This is a genomic window from Streptomyces sp. NPDC020192 (genome assembly GCF_044388685.1).
In the GTDB taxonomy this organism is placed as follows: domain Bacteria; phylum Actinomycetota; class Actinomycetes; order Streptomycetales; family Streptomycetaceae; genus Streptomyces.
Genome location: NZ_JBIRXG010000018.1, coordinates 121737 through 140904 on the forward strand (window position 1 = coordinate 121737; position 19168 = coordinate 140904).

Consider the following 19168-nt stretch of genomic DNA (forward strand, 5'->3'; position numbering starts at 1 on the left):
CCCCTCACCCGGCCCACGGCTCGTACAGGGTCCCCGCGCTGCCGGTGACCCGCAGGTGCAGCAGGAAGGGCCCCGCGTCGTCCCCGAGGCCCAGTGCGTGGTCCAGGGCGGCCGGCAGTTCGCCGGGGTCCTCGGCACGGGCGGCCGGGCAGCCGAAGGACTCGGCGAGGGACACGAAGCCGATGCCGGTGATGCCCGTACCGGGGACGGGCCCGATGCCGATACGGCGGCCCAGCGCCCGGACGGCCGCGTAACCCCCGTTGTCCAGCAGGACGTACGTCACCGGGGCCGCGTGCCGGGCCGCGCTCCACAGCGCCTGCACCGAGTACAGCGCCGAACCGTCGCCGACCACGCACACCACCCGGCGCCGGTCTGCAAGGGCCCGCCCGACCGCGAGCGGCAGACCCCAGCCGAGCGCCCCGCTGCCGGTGGTGAGGAAACCGCCGCCCATGTCCACGGGTACGCGCGCGTGCAGTGCGTCCCGGTGGCTCGGCGCCTCCTCGACGAGCACCCGGTCGCGCGGCAGCCGGGCCCGCAGCAGATCGAAGAAGAACTCCGGGGTGATCCGCGCTCCGGCGCGGGTCGGGGCGGAGGCGGTCCGGGGTGGCGGTGGTTCCCGGTCGGGCTCCTTCAGCAGGTCCGTGAGCCGGGTCAGGGCGGGACGCAGGGTGGTGACGATGCTGGTGCCGACGGGCAGCCAGGCGGCCTGACCGGCATCGCAGTCCAGGTGGAACAGCTCGGTGCCGGGCGCGAGCGGTGGGCCGTCGTCCGGCACGTGATACGTGAACACCGGTGCGCCGAGGGCGACGACGACGTCGTACGGCGCGAGGCGCGCGGCCAGCTGACGGGCGACCGGCGGCAGGAAGCCCTGGAACAGCGGATGCGACTCCGGGAACCCGGAGCGGCCGGAGAGCGGGCTGATCCACACCCCGGCCCGGAGCCGCTCGGCCAGCGCCCGGACCTCCTCCAGCGCGTCCTCGTCGTCCACCCCGGGGCCGACCACGAGCGCCGGGCGGGCGCAGGTGTCCAGCCGGGCGGCGAGCGCGGCCAGGGCGTGCGGGGCGGCCGTGAACTCCGTGTGCACGGTGCGGGGCGGGACGGGCTCGGCGGGCCGGTCCCAGTCGTCCTCGGGCACGGACACGAACACCGGCCCGCGCGGATGGGCCATCGCGGTCCGGTACGCCTCGGCGAGTACGGCCGGTACGTCCTCGGCCCGCTCCGGCTGACGGGCGGACTTCACGTACGGGCGTGGGAACAGGGCCGGCTCGTCGGCGCCGAGGAACGGCCGCAACTGGAGCAGCGAGCGCGCCTGCTGGCCCGCCACGATCACCAGCGGTACCCGGTCGCGGTAGGCGTTGAACACCGCGCCGAGCGCGTGCCCCACCCCGCCGGCCGAGTGCAGACTGACGAACGCGGCCCGCCGGGTGCCGAGCGCATGTCCTGCCGCCATACCGACGGCGACGGACTCCTGGAGGCCCAGCACATAGGTGAAGTCGTCCGGCCAGTCACGGAACATGCGCAGTTCCGTGGAGCCGGGATTGCCGAAGACCGTGGTCATGCCGGTGTCCCGCAGGAACCGTACGACCGCCTCGCGCACCGTGGCCGTCGTCATGCTGTCCTCCCTGGGCCGATGAGCCGTTTCTCGACCGCCAGCAGACCGGTGTTGAGCAGGTATCCGAGCGCGCCGAGGAGCAGCAGCGCCGCCCACACGGTGAGCAGGTCGGAGCGTGTCTGGGCGTCGGTGAGGGCGAAGCCGATGCCGTTGTCGCTGCCCGGCAGCAGCTCCGAGAACACCATGAGGATCAGGGACAGCGACAGGCTGAGCCGCAGTCCCGCGAAGATCCGGGGCAGCGCCGAGGGCAGGACCAGGAACCACAGCCGCTCGGGCCACGTCAGCCGCAGCACCGCCGCGACCTCCAGCCGCAGCGGATCGGTGGCGCGGGCGCCCTCGGCCGAGTTGACCAGCACCGGCCATACGGCACTGAACACGATCGACGCCACCTGCATGGGCGTACCGAAGTCGAAGACGACGACGAACACCGGCACCAGCGCGGGCGGCGGCACGGCCCGTGCGAACTGCAGCACCGGGTCGCACAGCGCGTACGCCCGCCGGGAGCGGCCCACCGTGATGCCGAGGGCGATCCCGGCGACGGCGGCGAGCGCGAACCCGGCCGCCATCCGGCCCAGGCTGGGCAGGATCGTGTCCTCGGCGGCCGCGGTGAGGAACAGATGCCGGGCCGGACCCGAGAACCACAGGTCGTAGACGTGCCGGACGATCCGCAGCGGCGGCGGAAAGTACACACTGTCCCGCGCGCGGGCGGCCAGCTCCCAGCAGCCGACGGCGACGAGCAGTACCGACCAGCGCAGCAGGAAGGGAACGGCGGTCCTCCGGGTTCGTTCTCGTGTGAACTGCCCGTCCGTGCCACGCCGCTCCCGCGCCCAGGCGAACAACCGCCGTTCCGCGCCCACCAGTACACCGTTGATGACGAGGCCGAGGCAGCCCGCCCACACGACCCCGGCCAGGACATCACGGGTGCCGTCCGTCGCGGTCTCGGCCTGGGCGATGAAGATGCCGAGGCCCTGGCCGAAGCCGGAGAGGAGCTCGGTGGCGACGGCCAGGATCAGGGCGACCGCGGCGGAGATCCGTACGCCCGCGGCGATGAACGGGGCGGTGCCCGGCAGCTCCACCCGCCACAGCACCGCGAACCGCCCGAAGCCGAAGGCGCGCAGGGTGTCCTTGGCCAGGGGGTCGGTCTCGCCGAGGCCGTAGACGGTGTTGAACAGTACCGGCCAGAGCGAGGCGTACGCGATCAGCGTCACCTCGGTCCGCGTGCCCGACCCGAGCAGCAGCGACACCAACGGGATCAGCGCGACCGAGGGCAGCGGCCGCAGGAACTCCACGACCGCGCGTACGGCGGCCTCCACCACCGGCACCGTGCCCAGCAGCAGCCCCAGCGGTACGGCGATCACGCAGGCGAGGCCCAGGCCCAGCGCCCACGCCCGCAGCGTCACGCCGATCCCGTCGAGGAAGGCCCGGTCGCCCGCCAACTTCACGGCACGAGCGAGTACGTTGGAGGCGGGCGGCAGATAGTCGCGCCGTACGATCCCGGCCCGGGAGACCGCCTCGCACACCCCGAAGGCGATCGCCGCGCCGAGCAGGCCGAGCGCGCGGCTCTGACGTGGCGTCATGTCACCAGCAGCGGCGCCGGATCGATGTCCTTCTGCAACAGCCCCTGTTGACGCATGAGGTGGATGAGCCGACGGAGCCCGGACGCGTCGGCGGTGGCCGGATAGTCGGGCAGATGGATCGACTTGGTTTGATCCGCGGTCACCTTGGTGTACTTCGGCAGCTCCGTGCGCACCGCGCCCGGATCGGCGGCGGCGAGCTTCGAGGCCACCTCGATCGCCCGCCGGAAGCCCGCGGCGGCCTTCGGGTTCCTGCGGACGAAGTCGTGCGTGGTGACGTACCCGCTGGCGGGCAGGCCCCGCGCCGGTCCCGAGCCGCCGTCCAGCAGTACGCGCGCACCCAACTGGCCCTGGATCGCGGAGTCGAAGGGTTCGACCGCGTGGACGGCGTTCACCTGGCCCTTCTCCAGGGCGGGGCCCATCTGCGGGAACAGGATCTGCCGGTAGACGGGCCGCCCAGCGCCTTGGGCGGCGAGGATCGCGTTCAGGGTGAGGGACTGGATGTTGTTGAGGACGGCGACGGCGACCTTCTTGCCGGCCAGGTCTCCGGGCGACTTCAGGCCCGAGTCCTTGGGCACGAGGACGTCCATCATGTGCGGGGCGATCCGGACGCCCTCGGCGAGGATGCGCAGATCCAGGGTGCCCTTCTCGTACGCCTGGAGATACGTGACGTAGTTCGCGCTCGCGATCACGTTCACCTGGCCCTTGAGCAGCGCGGGCAGCGCCTGGATGCTCTGCTGCACCGGCTGGATGTGCACGTCCAGCCCCTCCTTGGCGAACAGCCCCCGGTCCCGCGCGAGATAGAGCGCGGCCGAGTCGGTGAGCGGCAGCGCCGCCACGGTCAGCTGCTGCCGCCCGTCCGTGGAGTGCGACGTCCCGCCGCTGTCGCAGCCCATGAGGATCAGCGCCGCCGCGGCGACGAGGGCGGCGAGGCGTTTCGTTCCCGATGGTGATCGACGTAATGGCATACGGGGATGCGTACCCGTGATTTGTCATGATCGCTACAGGTCGGGGGGATTTTTGTGGTCCCCGGGCGGGGGCGAGGGCGCAGATGGAGCTGAGGGTGCGGGCCGGAGCGCGGGCGGGGAGGAAGGGCGCGCGTGGGCGAGGGTCGGGGCGCCCGGGGGGCGTGGGCGGAGGTGTGGGCCGAGGCTCGGGCGTGGGTGTGAGCGAGGCCCGGGGTGCGGGCGAGGTGAGGGCCGGGGGTGTGGGCGGGGTCCGGTTGTGCCGGCGGGTCCGTGATGCGCAGGGGTGTTGCTGGGGACGGGATCGTCGTGTCCGCGCCCCCGGTGGCGTGGGCGGGGTCCGGTTATGCCGGTGGGCCGGCGATGCGCAGGGTTGCCGTCGGGGACGGGACCGCCGTGTCCGCGCTCCCGGTGATGTCCGTCCACCAGTCGGCGCCGTCCTCGAGGTAGCGCAGCAGGACGCCCTCGCGGATCGCCCACGGCAGGACGACGACCCGGCGCAGCCCCATGAGCTTCAGCGCGGTGTGCCCCACCACCGCCCCGGCCAGGCTCTGTTCGGCGCGCGGTGCGGAGATGCCGGGCAGTTGGGCGCGCTCGGCGGCGGGGAGCGCGGCGAGCGTGCGTACCGCCTCGCCGAGGTCCTCGCAGCACATCTCCCGCCGCACGAAAGGGCCGTAGCGCCCGGGCGCCGCCCCGCACAGCCGGGCCAGCTGCTGGAACGTACGGGAGCTGACGGCGGCCGTGCGCGGCGCCTCCCAGCGGATCCGTGCGGCCACGTCCCGCAGATCGTGCCGGATCCGGCGGCGCAGTTCCTTCAACTCGGCCGGCCCCGGCGGATCCTGGAGACCGAGATGCTCCCGGGTGAGCCGCCGGGCGCCGAGCGGGAGAGAGGCGGCGAAGTCGGGCAGGCGGCCCCGGCCGAAGGCCACCTCCAGTGAGCCGCCGCCGATGTCGAGCACCGCGAGGGGGCCCGCGTGCCAGCCGAGCCAGCGCCGCGCCGCGAGGAAGGTCAGCTCGGCCTCGGTCTCGCCCGGCAGGGTGCACATGCGGATGCCGGTCCCGGCGGCCACCCGCCGCAGCACGTCCTGCCGGTTCGGGGCGCCGCGCACCACCGCGGTCGCGAAGGCCAGCGGCCCCGTCGCATGCCAGCGCCGGGCCGTCGTACCCGCCGCGGCCACCGCCTGCACCAGAGACTCCACCGCCGCGTCGGCGATGGCGCCGTCCGGACCGACGTGTTCGGACAGGCGCAGCTTCCACTTGACGGTGTGCACCGGCAGCGGAACGCCTCCCTCCACATCCGCGATCACCAACCGGACCGTGTTCGACCCCGCATCCACCACGCTCACCCGCATGGCCGGGACGTACCCACTTCCCCGTCAAAAACCCGTCACACAGGGGGCGCACGTGGGCAGCACCTGTGCACAGCGCCCCGCGGCGTGCCACGGGGGGCGCGACTGGCGGAGGCGCGACGCGTACGCGGCGGGAGCCAGGCCGCGGCCCACGGGCCCGGGCAGCGTGGACCGGCTGAACCTGGGACCGGCTGGGCCGGCTTTGCGGGGCGACGGGCCGTCGCTCGTGTCAGGACTGGAGACGTGCCGCCCGGAAGCCTCCTCGGTTTCGTGGTCGGTGCACTTCCCCGAAATCCAGTGCGGAACGACATGAACGACACCACTGTCCAGCGCAACATCGACACCGCCCGGCTGCTGCTGGAGGGCGCGATGCCGAACGGCCGCTTCGACGTCATCCGTTCGCTGGTCACCCCGGACGCTCCGATCCGCCGGGCCGGTTTCGCGGACCTGTACGCGGTCACCGGGGATGCGAGCCCGCAGGGCGGCAACTTCGTGGAGTGGCTCGAGGCGGGCTGGAAGGTGCTGTCCGGGGCGCTGACCGACCAGACCTCGCAGGCCCGCGACATCGTGGGCCACGGCGACACGGTCGTGCTCCACCGCCCGGAGTCCCTGTCCGGATCTCGGCCGTGCCCGCCCCCGCGGCCCGCGCTCTGCCCTTAGATGGTCACCACCACTGTCGGCGCAGGGAGCGGCACTTGAGCGGGACGGATGTGACGAACGTACTGGTCATCGGCGGCGGCATCGCGGGGACCGCCGCCGCGCTCGGGCTGCGCAAGGCCGGGTACGACGTCACCGTGTACGAGGCACACCCCGACACGGCGGCGGACATCGGCGCGTTTCTGACCCTGGCGAGCAACGGGATGCGTGCCCTGGCCCAGCTCGACGCCACGGACGCGGTGACGGCCGTCGGTTTTCCGCTGACTTCGCTCCGGCTGCTCGACAGCGAGGGATCCGAGCAGACGCACAGGCCGCTCGGCGACCTGGCCGACCCCGCCCTGCACTACCGCTGCCTGCGCCGCGGCGAGCTGAACACGACCCTCCAGCGCGAGGCGACCAGGCGCGGCATCCCGGTGCGCCACGGCGTCCGTCTGGTCGACGTGAGCGACGGCCCGGACGGCGTCACCGCGCACTTCGCCGACGGCACCACCGCCGACGCGGACCTCCTCGTCGGCGCCGACGGACTCAACTCCACCGTGCGCGGGATCCTCACCCCCGGCGTCCGGCCCGGCTACTCGGGCCAGCGGGTCTTCTACGGTTACACCGCCACCGCTCCCGCCACGGACCCGGGCGGCGCCATCACCTTCGTCCGGGGCAGCGAGACCACCTTCGGGTACGCGGTGTCCCCGGCTGGGGAGACGTACTGGTTCGCCCGCGTGAACAGGGACGCGCTGCCCACCGACGGCACCGCGCACGAGGTCGACTGGCGCGAGGAACTGCTGCCGCTGCTGCGCAAGGACTCATCCCCGGCCGCCGGTATCGCCGCCGCCTCCGTCGGCCCGGTCCTGGTCACCAACGCCACCGAACTGCCGCTCGGCTCCGTGTGGCACACCGGACACGTGCTGCTGATCGGCGACGCGGCCCACGCGGCCTCCCCGGCCACCGGCCAGGGCGCCTCGAGGGCACTGGAGGACGCCGTCGTCCTCGCCAAGGCGCTGCGCGATCTGCCCGATGTGCCCACCGCGTTCGCCGCCTACGAGGCGCACCGCCGCCCGCGCGTGGAGCGCAGCATAAGCGTCAGCGGCGTCCTTTCGCGCGGCAGCCGCGACCCGGCCCGGCCCGCTCCCGTCGTGGCCCGCCCCGCCGACCCGGACGCGGCCCTCATCCGCCAACTGGCCTGGGACAGCCCGCTGTCCGCCACCGCGCCCGAGGACTCCTGACCGGAGCCTCCCCGTGCGCGTACGCTCGCGAAAGTGCAAGAGGCGGAGCACTGGAGTCCATTGCCGGGGAAACCGCCGGGGCCGGATCGTTCCGTGCAACCGGCCCTTCGGCAACAAGGAGCACAGTTGCGACTCTTGAACAGAGCGAGCGGCGCCGTCGCCGCGGCCGTCGCCCTGGTCCTGGGCGGCGGCCTCGCGTCCCCGGCGGCGGCCGTGACGCCCGCCGACGCCACCTACAGCGTGACCGTGGGGACCCCGGTACCCTTCACCCACCCCACGGACACCCCCGCCACCCCGTACCTGGACCGGGACGGCACCTTCCACTACCAGCAGTCCGCAGCACTGTACGGCGCCAAGGACCCGCGAACCTGGGACTTCTACACCGGCAAGGACTTCGACACCGCCGTCTTCGACAACAGGCTCAGCAAGGCGGTGAACCCGGCCAACTCCGCCGACCGCAACGACGACACCACCTGGCGCTGCAACAACAGCCCCACCGGCCGGGAGGCGACGTACGCGCCGAGCGGCTCGGGCTACGCCCAGAAGAACTACTGCGACCTGTCCGGGGTGTGGGTCGACCCCGACACCGGCGACTGGTACGGCTTGGTGCACAACGAGTTCACCCCGCAGCCCTTCGGTGACGGACTGCACTACGACGCCATCGACTACGCCGTCTCCACCGACCACGGCCGCACCTGGACCATCGCGGACCACGTCATCACGTCCCCGTACAGCACCGAGCGCGGGGACACGACGGCCTTCCCGAACCAGACGTACTCCTACGGCGACGGCGACCAGCGCCTCTTCGTCGACACCGCCTCCGGCTACTTCTACGTCTATTACGGCTCCCGGATCATCGACAAGAGCGGTGGCTGGAAGGCGTTCTACGAGCACGTGGCCCGCGCCCCGATCTCCGCCAAGATGGCCCCCGGCTCCTGGCGCAAGTGGTACGACGGCGCCTGGTCGCAGCCCGGCACCGGCGGCAGGGAGAGCGACATCGTCCCCGTCGACGCCGACCACCCCACCGGGTACACGCCCGCCTCCGCCGAGTACGACCCGGCCAACACCGGCACCGCCGCCCAGCAGATCGCGGCCGGCACGATGCCCCCGACCTCGCCGCTGTTCGTCATGAACATCGCCTACGACGCGTATCTCGGCCTCTACATCGGCGAACCGCAGGCCGTCGACCAGAGCGGGAACTCACCGCAGTACCTCTACGCCACCGACGACCTGGCCACCCAGAAGTGGCGCCTCATCGGGGACACCGGCAGCTACACCAACGCATCCTGGTACCGCTGGTTCCTCGACAGCGCCAACCGCACCAGCTCCGCGATCGTCGGCAGGACCTTCCGTTCCTACTGCGCCTTCGGCTGCTCGCACGACGCCTCCGGGGAGTACGTGGACATCACCGTCGACTCCGCCAAGCCCGCGGCCGCGCCCATGGACACGAGCCGTGGCTATCGCATCGCCAGCGGCGCGGGCCGCATCCTCGCCCAGGCGGCCGGCGGCTCCGCGACCACCTCGCTGGCCCGGCCCACCGGTTCCGGCCGGGACAGCTGGGTCTTCACGCCGACCGGCGACGGCGCCTTCACCATCGCCAACGCGGCGAGCGGCCGGCTGCTCGGCGTCGACTCCGGCTCCACGGCGGGCCGCGCCTGGGGCGCCCGGCCCAGCGCCACCAGGCCACCGGCCGGCGGTCCGGCCGTCGGACAGCAGTGGTACGTGATCCCGAACGCCAAGGGTGGCACCTACCGCCTGGTCAACCGCTACAGCGGCCTCGTGCTCGGCCTCTCCGGCACGGTTGGCCGCCTCGCCGAGACCACCCCGGCACGCACCTGGACCGACGGCACCGGCTCCCTGGTGGGCGCGGGCCGCACCGCCGCGGAGCAGACCCTGTCCCTCACCACGACCCAAGCGCTCCGCGGGGACTAACCTGAGTCCATGTCGATCATCAACGGGGAATCCGACGACCACCTGGCCGTGCGAGCGGTCCAGGCGGGCGCCGCCGTGGTCCGTGACCTCTACGGCGGCCGGCTCGCGCGCTACGACAAGTCCGCCGGCGACTTCGCGACCGAGGCGGACCTCGCCGCCGAGCGGGCCGTCCTGGACGTGCTGCGCGCCGCACGTCCCGACGACGCCGTGACCGGCGAGGAGAGCGGACGCTCCGGTGCCGCCGACGCCCACCGCCGCTGGCTCGTCGACCCGCTGTGCGGCACCCTCAACTACGCCGTGCGGACCATGCTCGTCGCCGTCAACGTCGCCCTGCGGGAAGGGGATCGGGTCACGGCCGCCGCCACGGCCGACCCGTTCAGCGGCGAAGTGTTCTGGACCGACGGGGAGGCCGCCTGGGTGCGCCCGGCCGACGGCGCCGACGAGCGGCTGACGCCGGCGGCCGGTTCCGCGCTGGTGGACGTCAACCTCGACCCGTCGTTCCCCAACGCGCCCGGCTTCCGGGCCGTCCGCCTGCTGGCCGACCCGGGCTTCGCCGAGCGGTTCCGGCCTCGGGTGATCTCCAGCACCCTCGCCGTGGCCTGGGTCGCCGCCGGACGCCGGGCCGCCTACGTCACCGACGGCGACCTGCGCGACAGCGTGCACTTCGCGGCCGGCATCGCGCTGTGCCGGGCGGCGGGCTGCACCGTGACCGGCCTGTACGGCGAGCCCGTGCTCAGCGGCGCGGGCGGGCTGATCGCGGCCGCCGACGCCGAGACGCACGCCGCGCTGCTGGAACTGGTCAAGCACCAGACACCGTAGGGCAGTTCACGTTCTTCACGGACTTCACCGCCTTCTCGACGCACGCCGCCGCGTCTGATGTGATTCCGGCATGACGACGGCCCGCGACCTCCCCGCACACCTCGCCGCACACTTCGGCCCGGCCCTGGACACCCGTCCGGAAGTCCTCCACGACGTCGCGGAGGACTTCGGCCACATCGTGCGGGGGACACCACTCGGTGTCCTGCGTCCAGGGTCCGTCGAAGAGATCAAGGAACTGCTGGAGTTCGCCGGGCCCCGGGACATCCCGGTGAGCGTGCGCGGCGGCGGGCACTCGATGTACGGCCAGGGGCAGGCGGGCGGCGGGATCGTCGTCGACCTGCACGGGATGCGGCGGACCGGCCCCGTGACGGACGGCCAGGTGACCGTACCGGCAGGCGCGTTGTGGCGGGACGTGCTCGCCGCCACCCTGCCCCACGGGCTCACCCCGCCCGTCCTCACCGACTACCTGGGCGCGAGCGTCGGCGGGGTGCTGTCGGCGGGCGGGCTCGGCGGTGCCACGCACCGGCACGGCCTGGTCGCGGACCAGGTCCTGGAGCTGGAGGTGGTGACCGGCGCCGGCGAGCACCGCGTCTGCTCACCCGACCGGGACCCGGAGCTCTTCCATGCCGTACTCGCCGGCCTCGGCCAGTGCGCCGTCCTCGTCTCCGCCACCCTGCGCCTGGCCCCGGCACCCACGCGGGTTCGCCGCTACTGCCTGTACTACACCGACCTCACCCGCTACCTGGCCGACCAGCGGATGCTCGCTGAGGAGGGACGCTTCGGCTATCTGGAGGGTCAGGCCCGTCCCGCCGACGACGGCTGGCAGTACATGATCGAGGCCGTGGCCCCGCACCCGGACCAACTCCCGCCCAGTGACGCCGACTTGCTGCACGGACTCGCCCACGACCCCACCACCGTGGAGACCGCCGACCTCACCTACGCCGAGTTCGCGCACCGCGTGGACACGGACGAGGAGGTCCTCACGGAGACGGGGGAGTGGCTGCACCCGCACCCGTGGCTCAACCTGCTGCTCCCGTCCGACCGAGCCGAGTCGGTCGTGCGCGCCGTACTCGCCGACCCGGCCTTCCACGACCTGCGCGACACCGGCCTCGTCCTGCTCTACCCACTGCTCTCCCGCCCGCTGCGCGCACCCCTCTTCCGGCGTCCGGCCGGCGAAGTCCTGTATCTGTTCGCCCTGTTGCGCACGGCTCCGCCCGGCAACGTCGAGACGGCCGCGGCGATGGTGGCCGCCAACCGTGCCGCGTACGAACTGGCCCGGTCCCAGGGCGCCGTAGCCTATCCGGTCAACGCCCTGCCCCTGTCGGACACCGACTGGCGGGAGCACTACGGCAGTCGCTGGCCGGCCTTCGCCGACGCCAAGCGGCGCTTCGACCCGCATCTCGTGCTGGCACGGGGACACGGTCTGCGGTTCTGAAGGTTCCCGGGACCGAACGGATTCCGAAGGTTGTGGCTTCCGAAGGCTTGCCGCCTGCTTGGCTCACTACTTAAATCAAAGTATGAACTAAGCCTTGGGGTCAGTCGCTTGACCCACTTCCCCTTCGGAGCCGCCAGATGAGAAGCCGCAGAAGACCGAGATCACTGGGTGTCGCGCTCGCCGCGATGGCCGCGCTGATCACCCTGCCCCTCGCCCACACCCCGGCCGCCGCCGTGAGCCAGGCGACCTGCGACACCGCCGACGCCGCCCAGGGCAGGCCCGCCACGGCCTCCTCCACCGAGAACGCCGGCACCCCCGCCTCCGCCGCCTTCGACGGCAGCACCTCGACCCGCTGGTCCAGCCGGTTCTCCGACCCGCAGTGGCTCCAGGTCGACCTCGGCTCGGTCCAGGACCTGTGCTCCATCGACCTGGACTGGGAGACCGCCTACGGCAAGGACTTCCAGCTCCAGGCCTCCACCGACGGGCAGAACTGGACCACCCTCAGGACCGTCACCGGCGGGACCGGCGGCACGACGACGTACGGCGTCAGCGGCTCCGGCCGGTACGTCCGTATGTACGGCACCGCACGCGGCACCGGCTACGGCTACTCCCTGTGGGAGATGGCCGTGCACACCACGGCCACCGGGTCGACAGGACCCGTCCAGGGCGGCGGCGACCTCGGCCCGAACGTCATCGTCGTCGACCCCTCGACGCCCAACCTGCAGCAGAGGTTCGACGACGTCTTCAAGCAGCAGGAGTCCGCCCAGTTCGGCACCGGCCGCTACCAGTTCCTCCTCAAGCCGGGCACCTACGACAACATCAACGCCCAGATCGGCTTCTACACCTCCCTCTCCGGGCTCGGTCTCAACCCCGACGACACCCAGATCAACGGTGACGTCACGGTCGACGCCGGCTGGTCGGGCGGCAACGCCACCCAGAACTTCTGGCGTTCGGCGGAGAACCTCGCCATCACGCCCTCCAACGGCACCGACCGCTGGGCCGTCGCCCAGGCGGCGCCCTTCCGCCGCATCCACGTCAAGGGCGGTCTCAACCTCGCCCCGACCGGTTACGGCTGGGCCTCCGGCGGCTACATCGCCGACTCGAAGATCGACGGCACGGTGGGCCCGTACTCCCAGCAGCAGTGGTACACCCGGGACAGCTCGGTCGGCGGCTGGACCAACGGCGTCTGGAACATGACGTTCTCCGGCGTCCAGGGCGCCCCCGCGACCAACTTCGACAGCGGCCCGTACACCACGCTCGACACCACCCCCGTCTCGCGCGAGAAACCGTTCCTCTACCTGGACGGCAACGCCTACAAGGTGTTCGTCCCGGGCAAGCGCACCGACGCCCGGGGCGTCTCCTGGCCGAACACCTCCGGCACGTCCCTCCCCCTCGACCGGTTCTACGTCGTGAAGCCTGGAGCGACGGCCGCCACCATCGACGCGGCCCTCGCTCAGGGCCTCAACCTCCTCTTCACGCCCGGCATTTACCACCTGGACCAGACGATCGACGTCACCCGCCCCGACACGGTCGTCCTCGGACTCGGTCTCGCCACCCTGGTCCCGGACAACGGCATCGACGCGATGCACGTGGCCGACGTCGACGGCGTACGGCTCGCCGGCTTCCTCATCGACGCGGGCCCCGTCAAATCCGACACCCTGCTGCGGATCGGCACCCCCGGCTCCACCGGCGACCACTCCGCCGACCCCACCACCATGCAGGACGTCTTCATCCGCGTCGGCGGCGCCGGACCCGCCCTCGCCACCAACTCCGTGGTCGTCGACAGCGACAACGTCATCATCGACCACACCTGGATCTGGCGCGCCGACCACGGCAGCGGCGTCGGCTGGGACACCAACCGCGCCGACTACGGGCTGCGCGTCAACGGCGACGACGTACTCGCCACGGGCCTGTTCGTCGAACACTTCAACAAGTACGACGTGTACTGGAACGGCGAACGCGGCCGGACGATCTTCTTCCAGAACGAGAAGGCGTACGACGCCCCGAACGCCGCCGCCCTCACCCATGACGGCACCGTCGGCTACGCCGCTTACAAGGTCGCCGACTCCGTCACCCGCCACGCGGCCTGGGGTCTGGGCAGCTACTGCAACTACACGGCCGATCCGACGATCGTCCAGGCCGACGGCTTCGAGGTCCCGGCGGCCGGCGGTGTCACGATGCACGACCTGCTGGTGATCTCGCTCGGCGGCAACGGCCAGTACGCCCACGTCGTGAACAACACCGGCGCACCGACCTCGGGAACCAGCACCGTCCCGTCGAAGGTCACGTCGTTCCCCTGACCCGGACGGCGTACCCGAAGAGGCGGACGGCGCGGGGCGCGGGTGTGATGGAACCGCCCCAACGTCAACCAGTGAGGCAGATCATGCGTCTTCGCACCCTCGCCGCAACGGCCGTGTTCGCAGGTGTCCTGGCCATGGGAGGCTCGGCGACCGCCTTCGCGGCCGACCCGAACCCGGTCGGTGTCGCCAACAACAACCCGGGTGTCCTCTCGGGCAACATCATCCAGATCCCGGTCGATGTCGACGCCAACCTCTGCGGCAACAGCATCGACCTCGTCGGTCTGCTGAACCCGGCCACCGGGAACGTCTGCGTCAACGGGTGACGCCCCCCTTGCGCCGGCTCCCGCACAGGCGCGGGAGCCGGCGCACGGCTGTTCAGGAGCCGAGCGGTGGCTCAGTCCTTCGTCGCCGGCTGGGCCGCCTCGCGGTGAGCCGCCGCCCGGGCCCGGCGGCGCCGGCGGAGCAGCAGGCGTCTCGCCGGGAGCTCGACCATCTCGTAGAGCAGCCAGGACAGGGCCAGCGAGAGGGCGAACACGGTCGCGGTGACGGCCGCGCCCGCCAGGGCACCGAAGTGCGGCTTGACGCCCAGCAGGTGCGTCCCCGCGCGCAGCACCAGCAGATGGACCATGTAGAAGGCGAAGGACAGCTCCCCTAGCCGTACCACCCAGCGGCCGCGCCACATCGAGGGCAGCCCCTTCAGGTCCGCGTTCGCCGCCGCCGGGATCAGCAGGGTGAAACCGACGATCGTGCACATGGTCGCGGAGTAGCCGAGCGGGGCCTGCGGGACCATGAAGTAGCCGATGACCGCCAGGGCGAGCGACGCCTCGAGGCCGGGTCCGCGCCAGCGGCCGAGCAGGACCAGCCGCGCGGTGACCGCGCCGAGGACGAACTCGGGCAGCCGCGCGGCCGGGAACGAGTACAGCGCGTAGGTCCACCAGTGGTGGGCGTCCGCGCGGGACAGCACCACGATCGCCACCAGCGACAGCCCGCCCAGTGCGACCGAACCGCGCACGCCGAGCCGGCGCAGCAGCACGATCAGCAGCGGGAAGGAGGCGTAGAAGAAGGCCTCGCAGGCCAGCGACCAGCTGACCGGGTTGAGCGTCTGCCACCAGGGCCGCCACCAGGAGTGCAGCAGGAGCACGTTGGCCACCGCCTGCTTCGGCGTCGGCTGTGCGTTGCGCTCCAGCGTGAGCGCCAGGAGGAACGCGAGGCCGACGGTGACGAGGTGCACCGGATAGATTCTGGCGATGCGGCGCCGCCAGAAGCCGAGCGTGCGGTCGTGGGGTCTCGCCGACCAGGTCAGTACAAAACCGGACAGCACGAAGAAGAAGGACACTCCGACCGCACCGGAACTGAAACCCCAGTACACCAGGCGGCCGCCGGTGCCGCCGAAGTAGCCGAAGTTGTTCACGTGCAGTCCGAACACGAGCAGCGCCGCCATCCACCGCAGTCCCGTGAGGGACGGCAGTGAGGGGTTGGCGGCGCGCGGGGAGTCCCTGGCGGTCGCTTCGCCGTCAGGGGAGGGCGGCGTCGTCCGGAGCGCCCGGGTCGTCGCCGTGGTCATCGAATCACCTGCCGCAGAGGATTGGCGTGGGGCATGAAGGGGAACGTTGCCCGTTCACCTCCATTCATTGCGTCACATGGCAAACATCACACTGCTGCCGAACGACGCGCCCCTCCGGACGCCACGGACAGCCGGACCGGGTACACCCGTACGGGTGGCGGCGCCCCATCCGATGTCCGGGCCGTCCACGCGCAGGGTGGCGGCCCGGTCGCGGACGGTGACCGGCGTGAGTCGTGGACACGGAAACGCCCGGCGGCCCGCGTCAGCGCGCGGGTCGCCGGGCACGGCCGGGCACGGGACGGACTACGCGGCCAGTTCCTTCGTGATCCGTTCCAGCATGAACGCCGAGGACTCGCGGGCCCGCTCCTCCCAGGCGAAGACGCAGGCCGTGGCCACGCCGTCGAACTTCAGCTCCCGTAGCGTACCGAAGAAGGCGTCCCAGTCGACCTCGCCCTGTCCGATGTCCAGGTGCTGGTGGATCCGGGCCGTGGTGCCGGGCGGGTTCAGGATGTAGCGGAGCCCGCTGGATCCCTTGTGGTTGAAGGAGTCCGCGATGTGTACGTGCTTCAGCTTGTCGCCGGCGTAGCGCATCATCCCCGCGATGTCCGCGGTCGGGTCGGCCCCGGACAGGTGGAAGGAGTGCGGGGCGCAGTACAGGTAGTTCACCCACGGCTTGTTGATCGCGCGGACCAGGTCGATCGCGGGGGTGTTCTCCTCGCAGAAGTCGTCCGGGTGTGCCTCCAGGTTCAGCGCGATCCCCTCCCGTTCGAACAGGGGCAGCAACTCCTCCAGCGAACGCCAGAACGCGGCCTCGCTCTCCGCGGCACGCTCGGGACGGCCGTTGAACTCCGAGTTCATGAGCGGGCATTCGAGGGCCGCCGTGATCTCGATCATCCGCTTCCAGTAGCGGACGGCCGCCTGCAGCTCGGTCTCGTCCGGGGACGACCACTTGTACAGCGGCAGCACGGACGGACGACAGCTTCACCCCGTGCGTGCGCAGGGAGTTCTTCAGCTCCGCGATCCGCTCGTCGTCCGCCCGCGGGTGCAGGAAGAACGGCATGAAGTCGTCGCGGGGCGACAACTCGATGTACTCGTAGCCGAGTTCGGTCACCGTGCGCACCATGTCGTCGATCGGCAGGGCGCGGAACATGTACGGGTCGAGGGCGATCTTCACCCGGCACCTCCGTAGAAGGCGGGGCGGGGCTTGAGGTCCGTGGCGACGACGCGCCCCGATTCCAGGGCCTCGACGGTCGCGGCTTGAGTCCGGGTGGCAACAGAACGTCCTAGAGAGGCCCGATCAGGAGGCCTGTTGCGCTCTACTAGCGCGCTCTAGTGCGTACGATGACCCCTGTCCAAATGTTATGTCAATAGCTTGTCGCCGGGAGATTTCCCGGAGTCCGGCTAGGGTGGGCGCGTCGGAGGGTGGGTGCGCAAGTGGATGTAAACGGCAAGCAGCGGCCGACGATGGCGGACGTCGCCGAGAAGGCGGGGGTCTCCCGCGCCCTGGTGTCGATCGTGTTCCGCAATCAGCCCGGGGCCAGTGAGGAGACCCGGGAGCGCGTGCTGCGGGTCGCCGACGAGATCGGCTACCGGCCCGACAGCGCCGCCCGGCTCCTCGCGCGCGGGCGCAGCCGTACCATCGGCGTGCTGTTCACCGCCCACCAGATCTTCCAGTCGGACCTGATCGAGGGCATCTATCCCGAGGCCGAACGCCTCGGCTACGACGTGCTGTTGTCGGCCGTCGCCCAGGGCCGCAGCGAGGCCAAGGCGGTCGAGGCCCTGCTCAGTCATCGCAGCGAGGCACTGATCCTGCTGGGCCCCGCCTCCGGGCCCGACTACCTGGACGAGCTGGCCCGGCGCGCGGCCGTCGTCTCCGTCGGCCGCCGGGTGCCCCGCTCACGGGTCGACTCCGTGCACACGGCCGAGGGCAAGGGTGTACGGCAGGCCATGGAGCACCTGCTGGAGCTGGGGCACCGTCGGATCGCCCACATCGACGGCGGACGGGGTCCCGGCTCGGCCGAGCGGCGCCGGGCCTACCGGGCCGCCATGCGCCGGCACGGTCTCCAGGCCGAGGAGCGTGTGATCCCCGGCGATCACACCGAGCGGTCCGGCATCGAGGCGGGCCGGCTCCTGCTCGCCGAACGGGACGCCGGCCTGCCGCTGCCCACGGCCGTACTCGCGGGCAACGACCGTAGCGCCATGGGGTTGTTGATGGCCCTGACCCGGGCCGGTGTCGAGGTGCCCCGGGACCTGTCCGTCGTCGGTTACGACGACAACCACCTCTCGCATCTGATGCCGATCGGCCTGACGACCGTGCGCCAGGACGCCGGGCTGATGGCCGAACACGCGGTCCGCTTCGCCGTACAGCGCCTGGAGAACCCTGAACTGGAGCCCAGAGAGGCGGAGTTGGATCCGAAGTTGGTGGTGCGGGGGACCAGCGGGCCGCCACCTGCCTGAGCCCGCAGAGGAGTTGAGCGTACGAAGTGACGGTCACCCGGAATGGGTGACCGTCACTCTGTTTGCGCTGTGTCCGGTTACCGCACGTCGGTGGGCGTGACCAGGCGGCCGCCGACGAAGGTGTGTGTGGGGTTGAGGTCACGCAGGGTGTCGCCGGGACAGTGGGCGGGGTCCTGGTCCCAGAGGGTGAGGTCGGCGTAGCGGCCCGGGGTGAGGGTGCCGCGCAGGTGCTCCTCGCCGAGCAGACGGGCGGCGTGGGTGGTGTGCAGGGCGAGGGCCTCGTCGTAGGAGATGGCGTGTTCGGGGCCCTTGACGCCGATGACGGTCTGCCGGGTGGTCATGCCCCACACCGGGCGCATGGCACCGAACTGGCCGACGGGGAAGTCGGATCCGGCGCTGACCTCGGCGCCCAGGTCGAGCCAGCCGCGGGCGGGGAAGAGGCGCGCGACGCGTTCCGGACCCCAGAAGCCCTCCTCCACCTCGGCGGTGTCGTGCAGCAGCGGCTGCTGGATGGTGACCGGGATGCCCAGGGCCACGGCACGGGCGCGCTGTTCGGGGCCGGCCAGGCCGCCGTGCTCCATCACCAGCGTGCCGGCGGGCAGGCCGGGGTTGCGGGCGAGGACACGCTCGTAGACGTCCAGGAGGACACGGACCGCGCGGTCACCGTAGGCGTGCGTGCCGACCCGCCGGCCGCGGCGGACCACGGCCTCCACGGCCTCCACGAGCGCGTCGGGCTCCCAGATCAGCGTGCCGGAGAAGGCGTGGTCGCAGGCGTACGGCTCCTCCGTGGCCCCGGCCTCCAGGCCGCCGTCGAGGCCGAACTTCACCCCCACACCCACAGCCCCGCGTCGTTGCGGGAACGCCAGTCCTCCATGACGTCGAGCAGGTCCTCCACCTGGGCCGCGCTGGTCAGCCCGAGCGCCGAGATCAGGACCCGCACCCGGGTGCTCGGCGCGCCCGCCGCACGGGCGGCGAGGAGTGCCGCGTAGTCGTCGGGGGTGACGGCCGCGTCGCGCACGGTACCGATGCCGGTCGCGGCGTAGCCGCCGGCCAGACGCAGTCCGTCGATGCGCTCGGCCAGGTCCGGGGCCGGGACCAGGCGCTCCACCAGGGGCAGGGCGTTGTCGATGAGCCGGCCGTTCAGCCTGCCGTCCGGGTCCCGTCCGATGACACCGCCCGGCGGTACGGGAGTGTCCTCGGTGATGCCGGCCCTTGCGCACAACACACCGAGCGTCGGCCCCCGCGCGGCCTCTCGCGCGCAGCGCCCAGCTCACCCGTTCGGGC

At 72.0% G+C, this 19168-nt stretch carries 15 protein-coding genes and 1 pseudogene; 8 read left to right on the forward strand and 8 right to left on the reverse strand.

Features of this window, described 5'->3' with window-relative positions; all coding sequences use genetic code 11:
• Positions 1-4 precede the first annotated feature (4 nt).
• From mdlC to ACH47Z_RS30760, 4 genes are all read right to left on the reverse strand, one after another.
• Complete coding sequence (gene mdlC, locus ACH47Z_RS30745; RefSeq protein WP_399079428.1) at positions 5-1612, reverse strand: benzoylformate decarboxylase; 1608 nt, start codon at positions 1610-1612, stop codon at positions 5-7.
• Positions 1609-3189: an ABC transporter permease gene (locus ACH47Z_RS30750; RefSeq protein ID WP_399079431.1), complete on the reverse strand. Its 1581-nt coding sequence runs from the start codon at positions 3187-3189 to the stop codon at positions 1609-1611. Before ACH47Z_RS30750 ends, mdlC begins: the two co-directional genes overlap by 4 nt.
• A complete protein-coding gene (locus tag ACH47Z_RS30755) occupies positions 3186-4154 on the reverse strand; it encodes an ABC transporter substrate-binding protein (RefSeq protein WP_399079433.1) in 969 nt (322 codons plus the stop codon). The genes ACH47Z_RS30750 and ACH47Z_RS30755 overlap by 4 nt, the downstream gene beginning before the upstream one ends.
• Positions 4155-4495: 341 nt before the next feature.
• Positions 4496-5503 (reverse strand): Ppx/GppA family phosphatase, encoded by a 1008-nt coding sequence (locus ACH47Z_RS30760; RefSeq protein WP_399079435.1) that lies wholly within the window; start codon positions 5501-5503, stop codon positions 4496-4498.
• 306 nt (positions 5504-5809) lie between these two features.
• Between ACH47Z_RS30760 and ACH47Z_RS30765 the strand changes: the two genes are divergently transcribed.
• The 7 genes from ACH47Z_RS30765 to ACH47Z_RS30795 all read left to right on the forward strand — a co-directional run bounded on the left by ACH47Z_RS30765 (position 5810) and on the right by ACH47Z_RS30795 (position 14186).
• Positions 5810-6160: a hypothetical protein gene (locus tag ACH47Z_RS30765; protein WP_399079437.1), complete on the forward strand. Its 351-nt coding sequence runs from the start codon at positions 5810-5812 to the stop codon at positions 6158-6160.
• Between the two features lie 50 nt (positions 6161-6210).
• On the forward strand, positions 6211-7377 hold the full coding sequence (locus tag ACH47Z_RS30770) for an FAD-dependent oxidoreductase (RefSeq protein WP_399079569.1): 1167 nt from the start codon (positions 6211-6213) through the stop codon (positions 7375-7377).
• Positions 7378-7503: 126 nt separating this feature from the next.
• Positions 7504-9309: an RICIN domain-containing protein gene (locus ACH47Z_RS30775; protein ID WP_399079439.1), complete on the forward strand. Its 1806-nt coding sequence runs from the start codon at positions 7504-7506 to the stop codon at positions 9307-9309.
• A 9-nt stretch (positions 9310-9318) separates the two neighbouring features.
• Complete coding sequence (locus ACH47Z_RS30780; protein ID WP_399079441.1) at positions 9319-10128, forward strand: inositol monophosphatase family protein; 810 nt, start codon at positions 9319-9321, stop codon at positions 10126-10128.
• A gap of 70 nt (positions 10129-10198) precedes the next feature.
• The gene (locus ACH47Z_RS30785; protein ID WP_399079443.1) at positions 10199-11563 is read left to right on the forward strand and encodes an FAD-binding protein; all 1365 of its coding nucleotides are present in this window, start codon (positions 10199-10201) and stop codon (positions 11561-11563) included.
• A 137-nt stretch (positions 11564-11700) separates the two neighbouring features.
• Complete coding sequence (locus ACH47Z_RS30790) at positions 11701-13863, forward strand: discoidin domain-containing protein (RefSeq protein ID WP_399079445.1); 2163 nt, start codon at positions 11701-11703, stop codon at positions 13861-13863.
• Positions 13864-13946: 83 nt separating this feature from the next.
• Positions 13947-14186 (forward strand): chaplin, encoded by a 240-nt coding sequence (locus ACH47Z_RS30795; protein ID WP_399079447.1) that lies wholly within the window; start codon positions 13947-13949, stop codon positions 14184-14186.
• Positions 14187-14257: 71 nt separating this feature from the next.
• Here the strand turns inward: ACH47Z_RS30795 and ACH47Z_RS30800 are convergent, their stop codons facing one another.
• Positions 14258-15427, reverse strand: a complete 1170-nt coding sequence (locus tag ACH47Z_RS30800) for an acyltransferase family protein (protein WP_399079449.1) — start codon at positions 15425-15427, stop codon at positions 14258-14260.
• Between the two features lie 303 nt (positions 15428-15730).
• Positions 15731-16601 (reverse strand): annotated as a pseudogene (locus ACH47Z_RS30805) (sugar phosphate isomerase/epimerase family protein).
• Between the two features lie 290 nt (positions 16602-16891).
• Between ACH47Z_RS30805 and ACH47Z_RS30810 the strand changes: the two are divergent.
• Complete coding sequence (locus tag ACH47Z_RS30810; protein ID WP_399079571.1) at positions 16892-17884, forward strand: LacI family DNA-binding transcriptional regulator; 993 nt, start codon at positions 16892-16894, stop codon at positions 17882-17884.
• 77 nt (positions 17885-17961) lie between these two features.
• Here ACH47Z_RS30810 and ACH47Z_RS30815 read toward each other — a convergent pair whose 3' ends face one another.
• Together ACH47Z_RS30815 and ACH47Z_RS30820 are read right to left on the reverse strand one after the other, a co-directional pair.
• A complete protein-coding gene (locus tag ACH47Z_RS30815; protein ID WP_399079451.1) occupies positions 17962-18711 on the reverse strand; it encodes an amidohydrolase family protein in 750 nt (249 codons plus the stop codon).
• Positions 18708-19106 (reverse strand): amidohydrolase family protein, encoded by a 399-nt coding sequence (locus tag ACH47Z_RS30820; protein ID WP_399079453.1) that lies wholly within the window; start codon positions 19104-19106, stop codon positions 18708-18710. Before ACH47Z_RS30820 ends, ACH47Z_RS30815 begins: the two co-directional genes overlap by 4 nt.
• Positions 19107-19168: the final 62 nt, after the last annotated feature.

Excerpts from the sequence above, each read along its gene's own strand:
- ACH47Z_RS30765 (WP_399079437.1), top strand. The coding sequence starts at position 5,810 with ATGAACGACACCACTGTCCAGCGCAACATCGACACCGCCCGGCTGCTG.
- mdlC (WP_399079428.1), bottom strand. The coding sequence starts at position 1,612 with ATGACGACGGCCACGGTGCGCGAGGCGGTCGTACGGTTCCTGCGGGAC.
- ACH47Z_RS30790 (WP_399079445.1), top strand. The coding sequence starts at position 11,701 with ATGAGAAGCCGCAGAAGACCGAGATCACTGGGTGTCGCGCTCGCCGCG.
- ACH47Z_RS30760 (WP_399079435.1), bottom strand. The coding sequence starts at position 5,503 with ATGCGGGTGAGCGTGGTGGATGCGGGGTCGAACACGGTCCGGTTGGTG.
- ACH47Z_RS30755 (WP_399079433.1), bottom strand. The coding sequence starts at position 4,154 with ATGCCATTACGTCGATCACCATCGGGAACGAAACGCCTCGCCGCCCTC.
- ACH47Z_RS30780 (WP_399079441.1), top strand. The coding sequence starts at position 9,319 with ATGTCGATCATCAACGGGGAATCCGACGACCACCTGGCCGTGCGAGCG.
- ACH47Z_RS30800 (WP_399079449.1), bottom strand. The coding sequence starts at position 15,427 with ATGACCACGGCGACGACCCGGGCGCTCCGGACGACGCCGCCCTCCCCT.
- ACH47Z_RS30785 (WP_399079443.1), top strand. The coding sequence starts at position 10,199 with ATGACGACGGCCCGCGACCTCCCCGCACACCTCGCCGCACACTTCGGC.
- ACH47Z_RS30750 (WP_399079431.1), bottom strand. The coding sequence starts at position 3,189 with ATGACGCCACGTCAGAGCCGCGCGCTCGGCCTGCTCGGCGCGGCGATC.
- ACH47Z_RS30795 (WP_399079447.1), top strand. The coding sequence starts at position 13,947 with ATGCGTCTTCGCACCCTCGCCGCAACGGCCGTGTTCGCAGGTGTCCTG.
- ACH47Z_RS30810 (WP_399079571.1), top strand. The coding sequence starts at position 16,892 with ATGGCGGACGTCGCCGAGAAGGCGGGGGTCTCCCGCGCCCTGGTGTCG.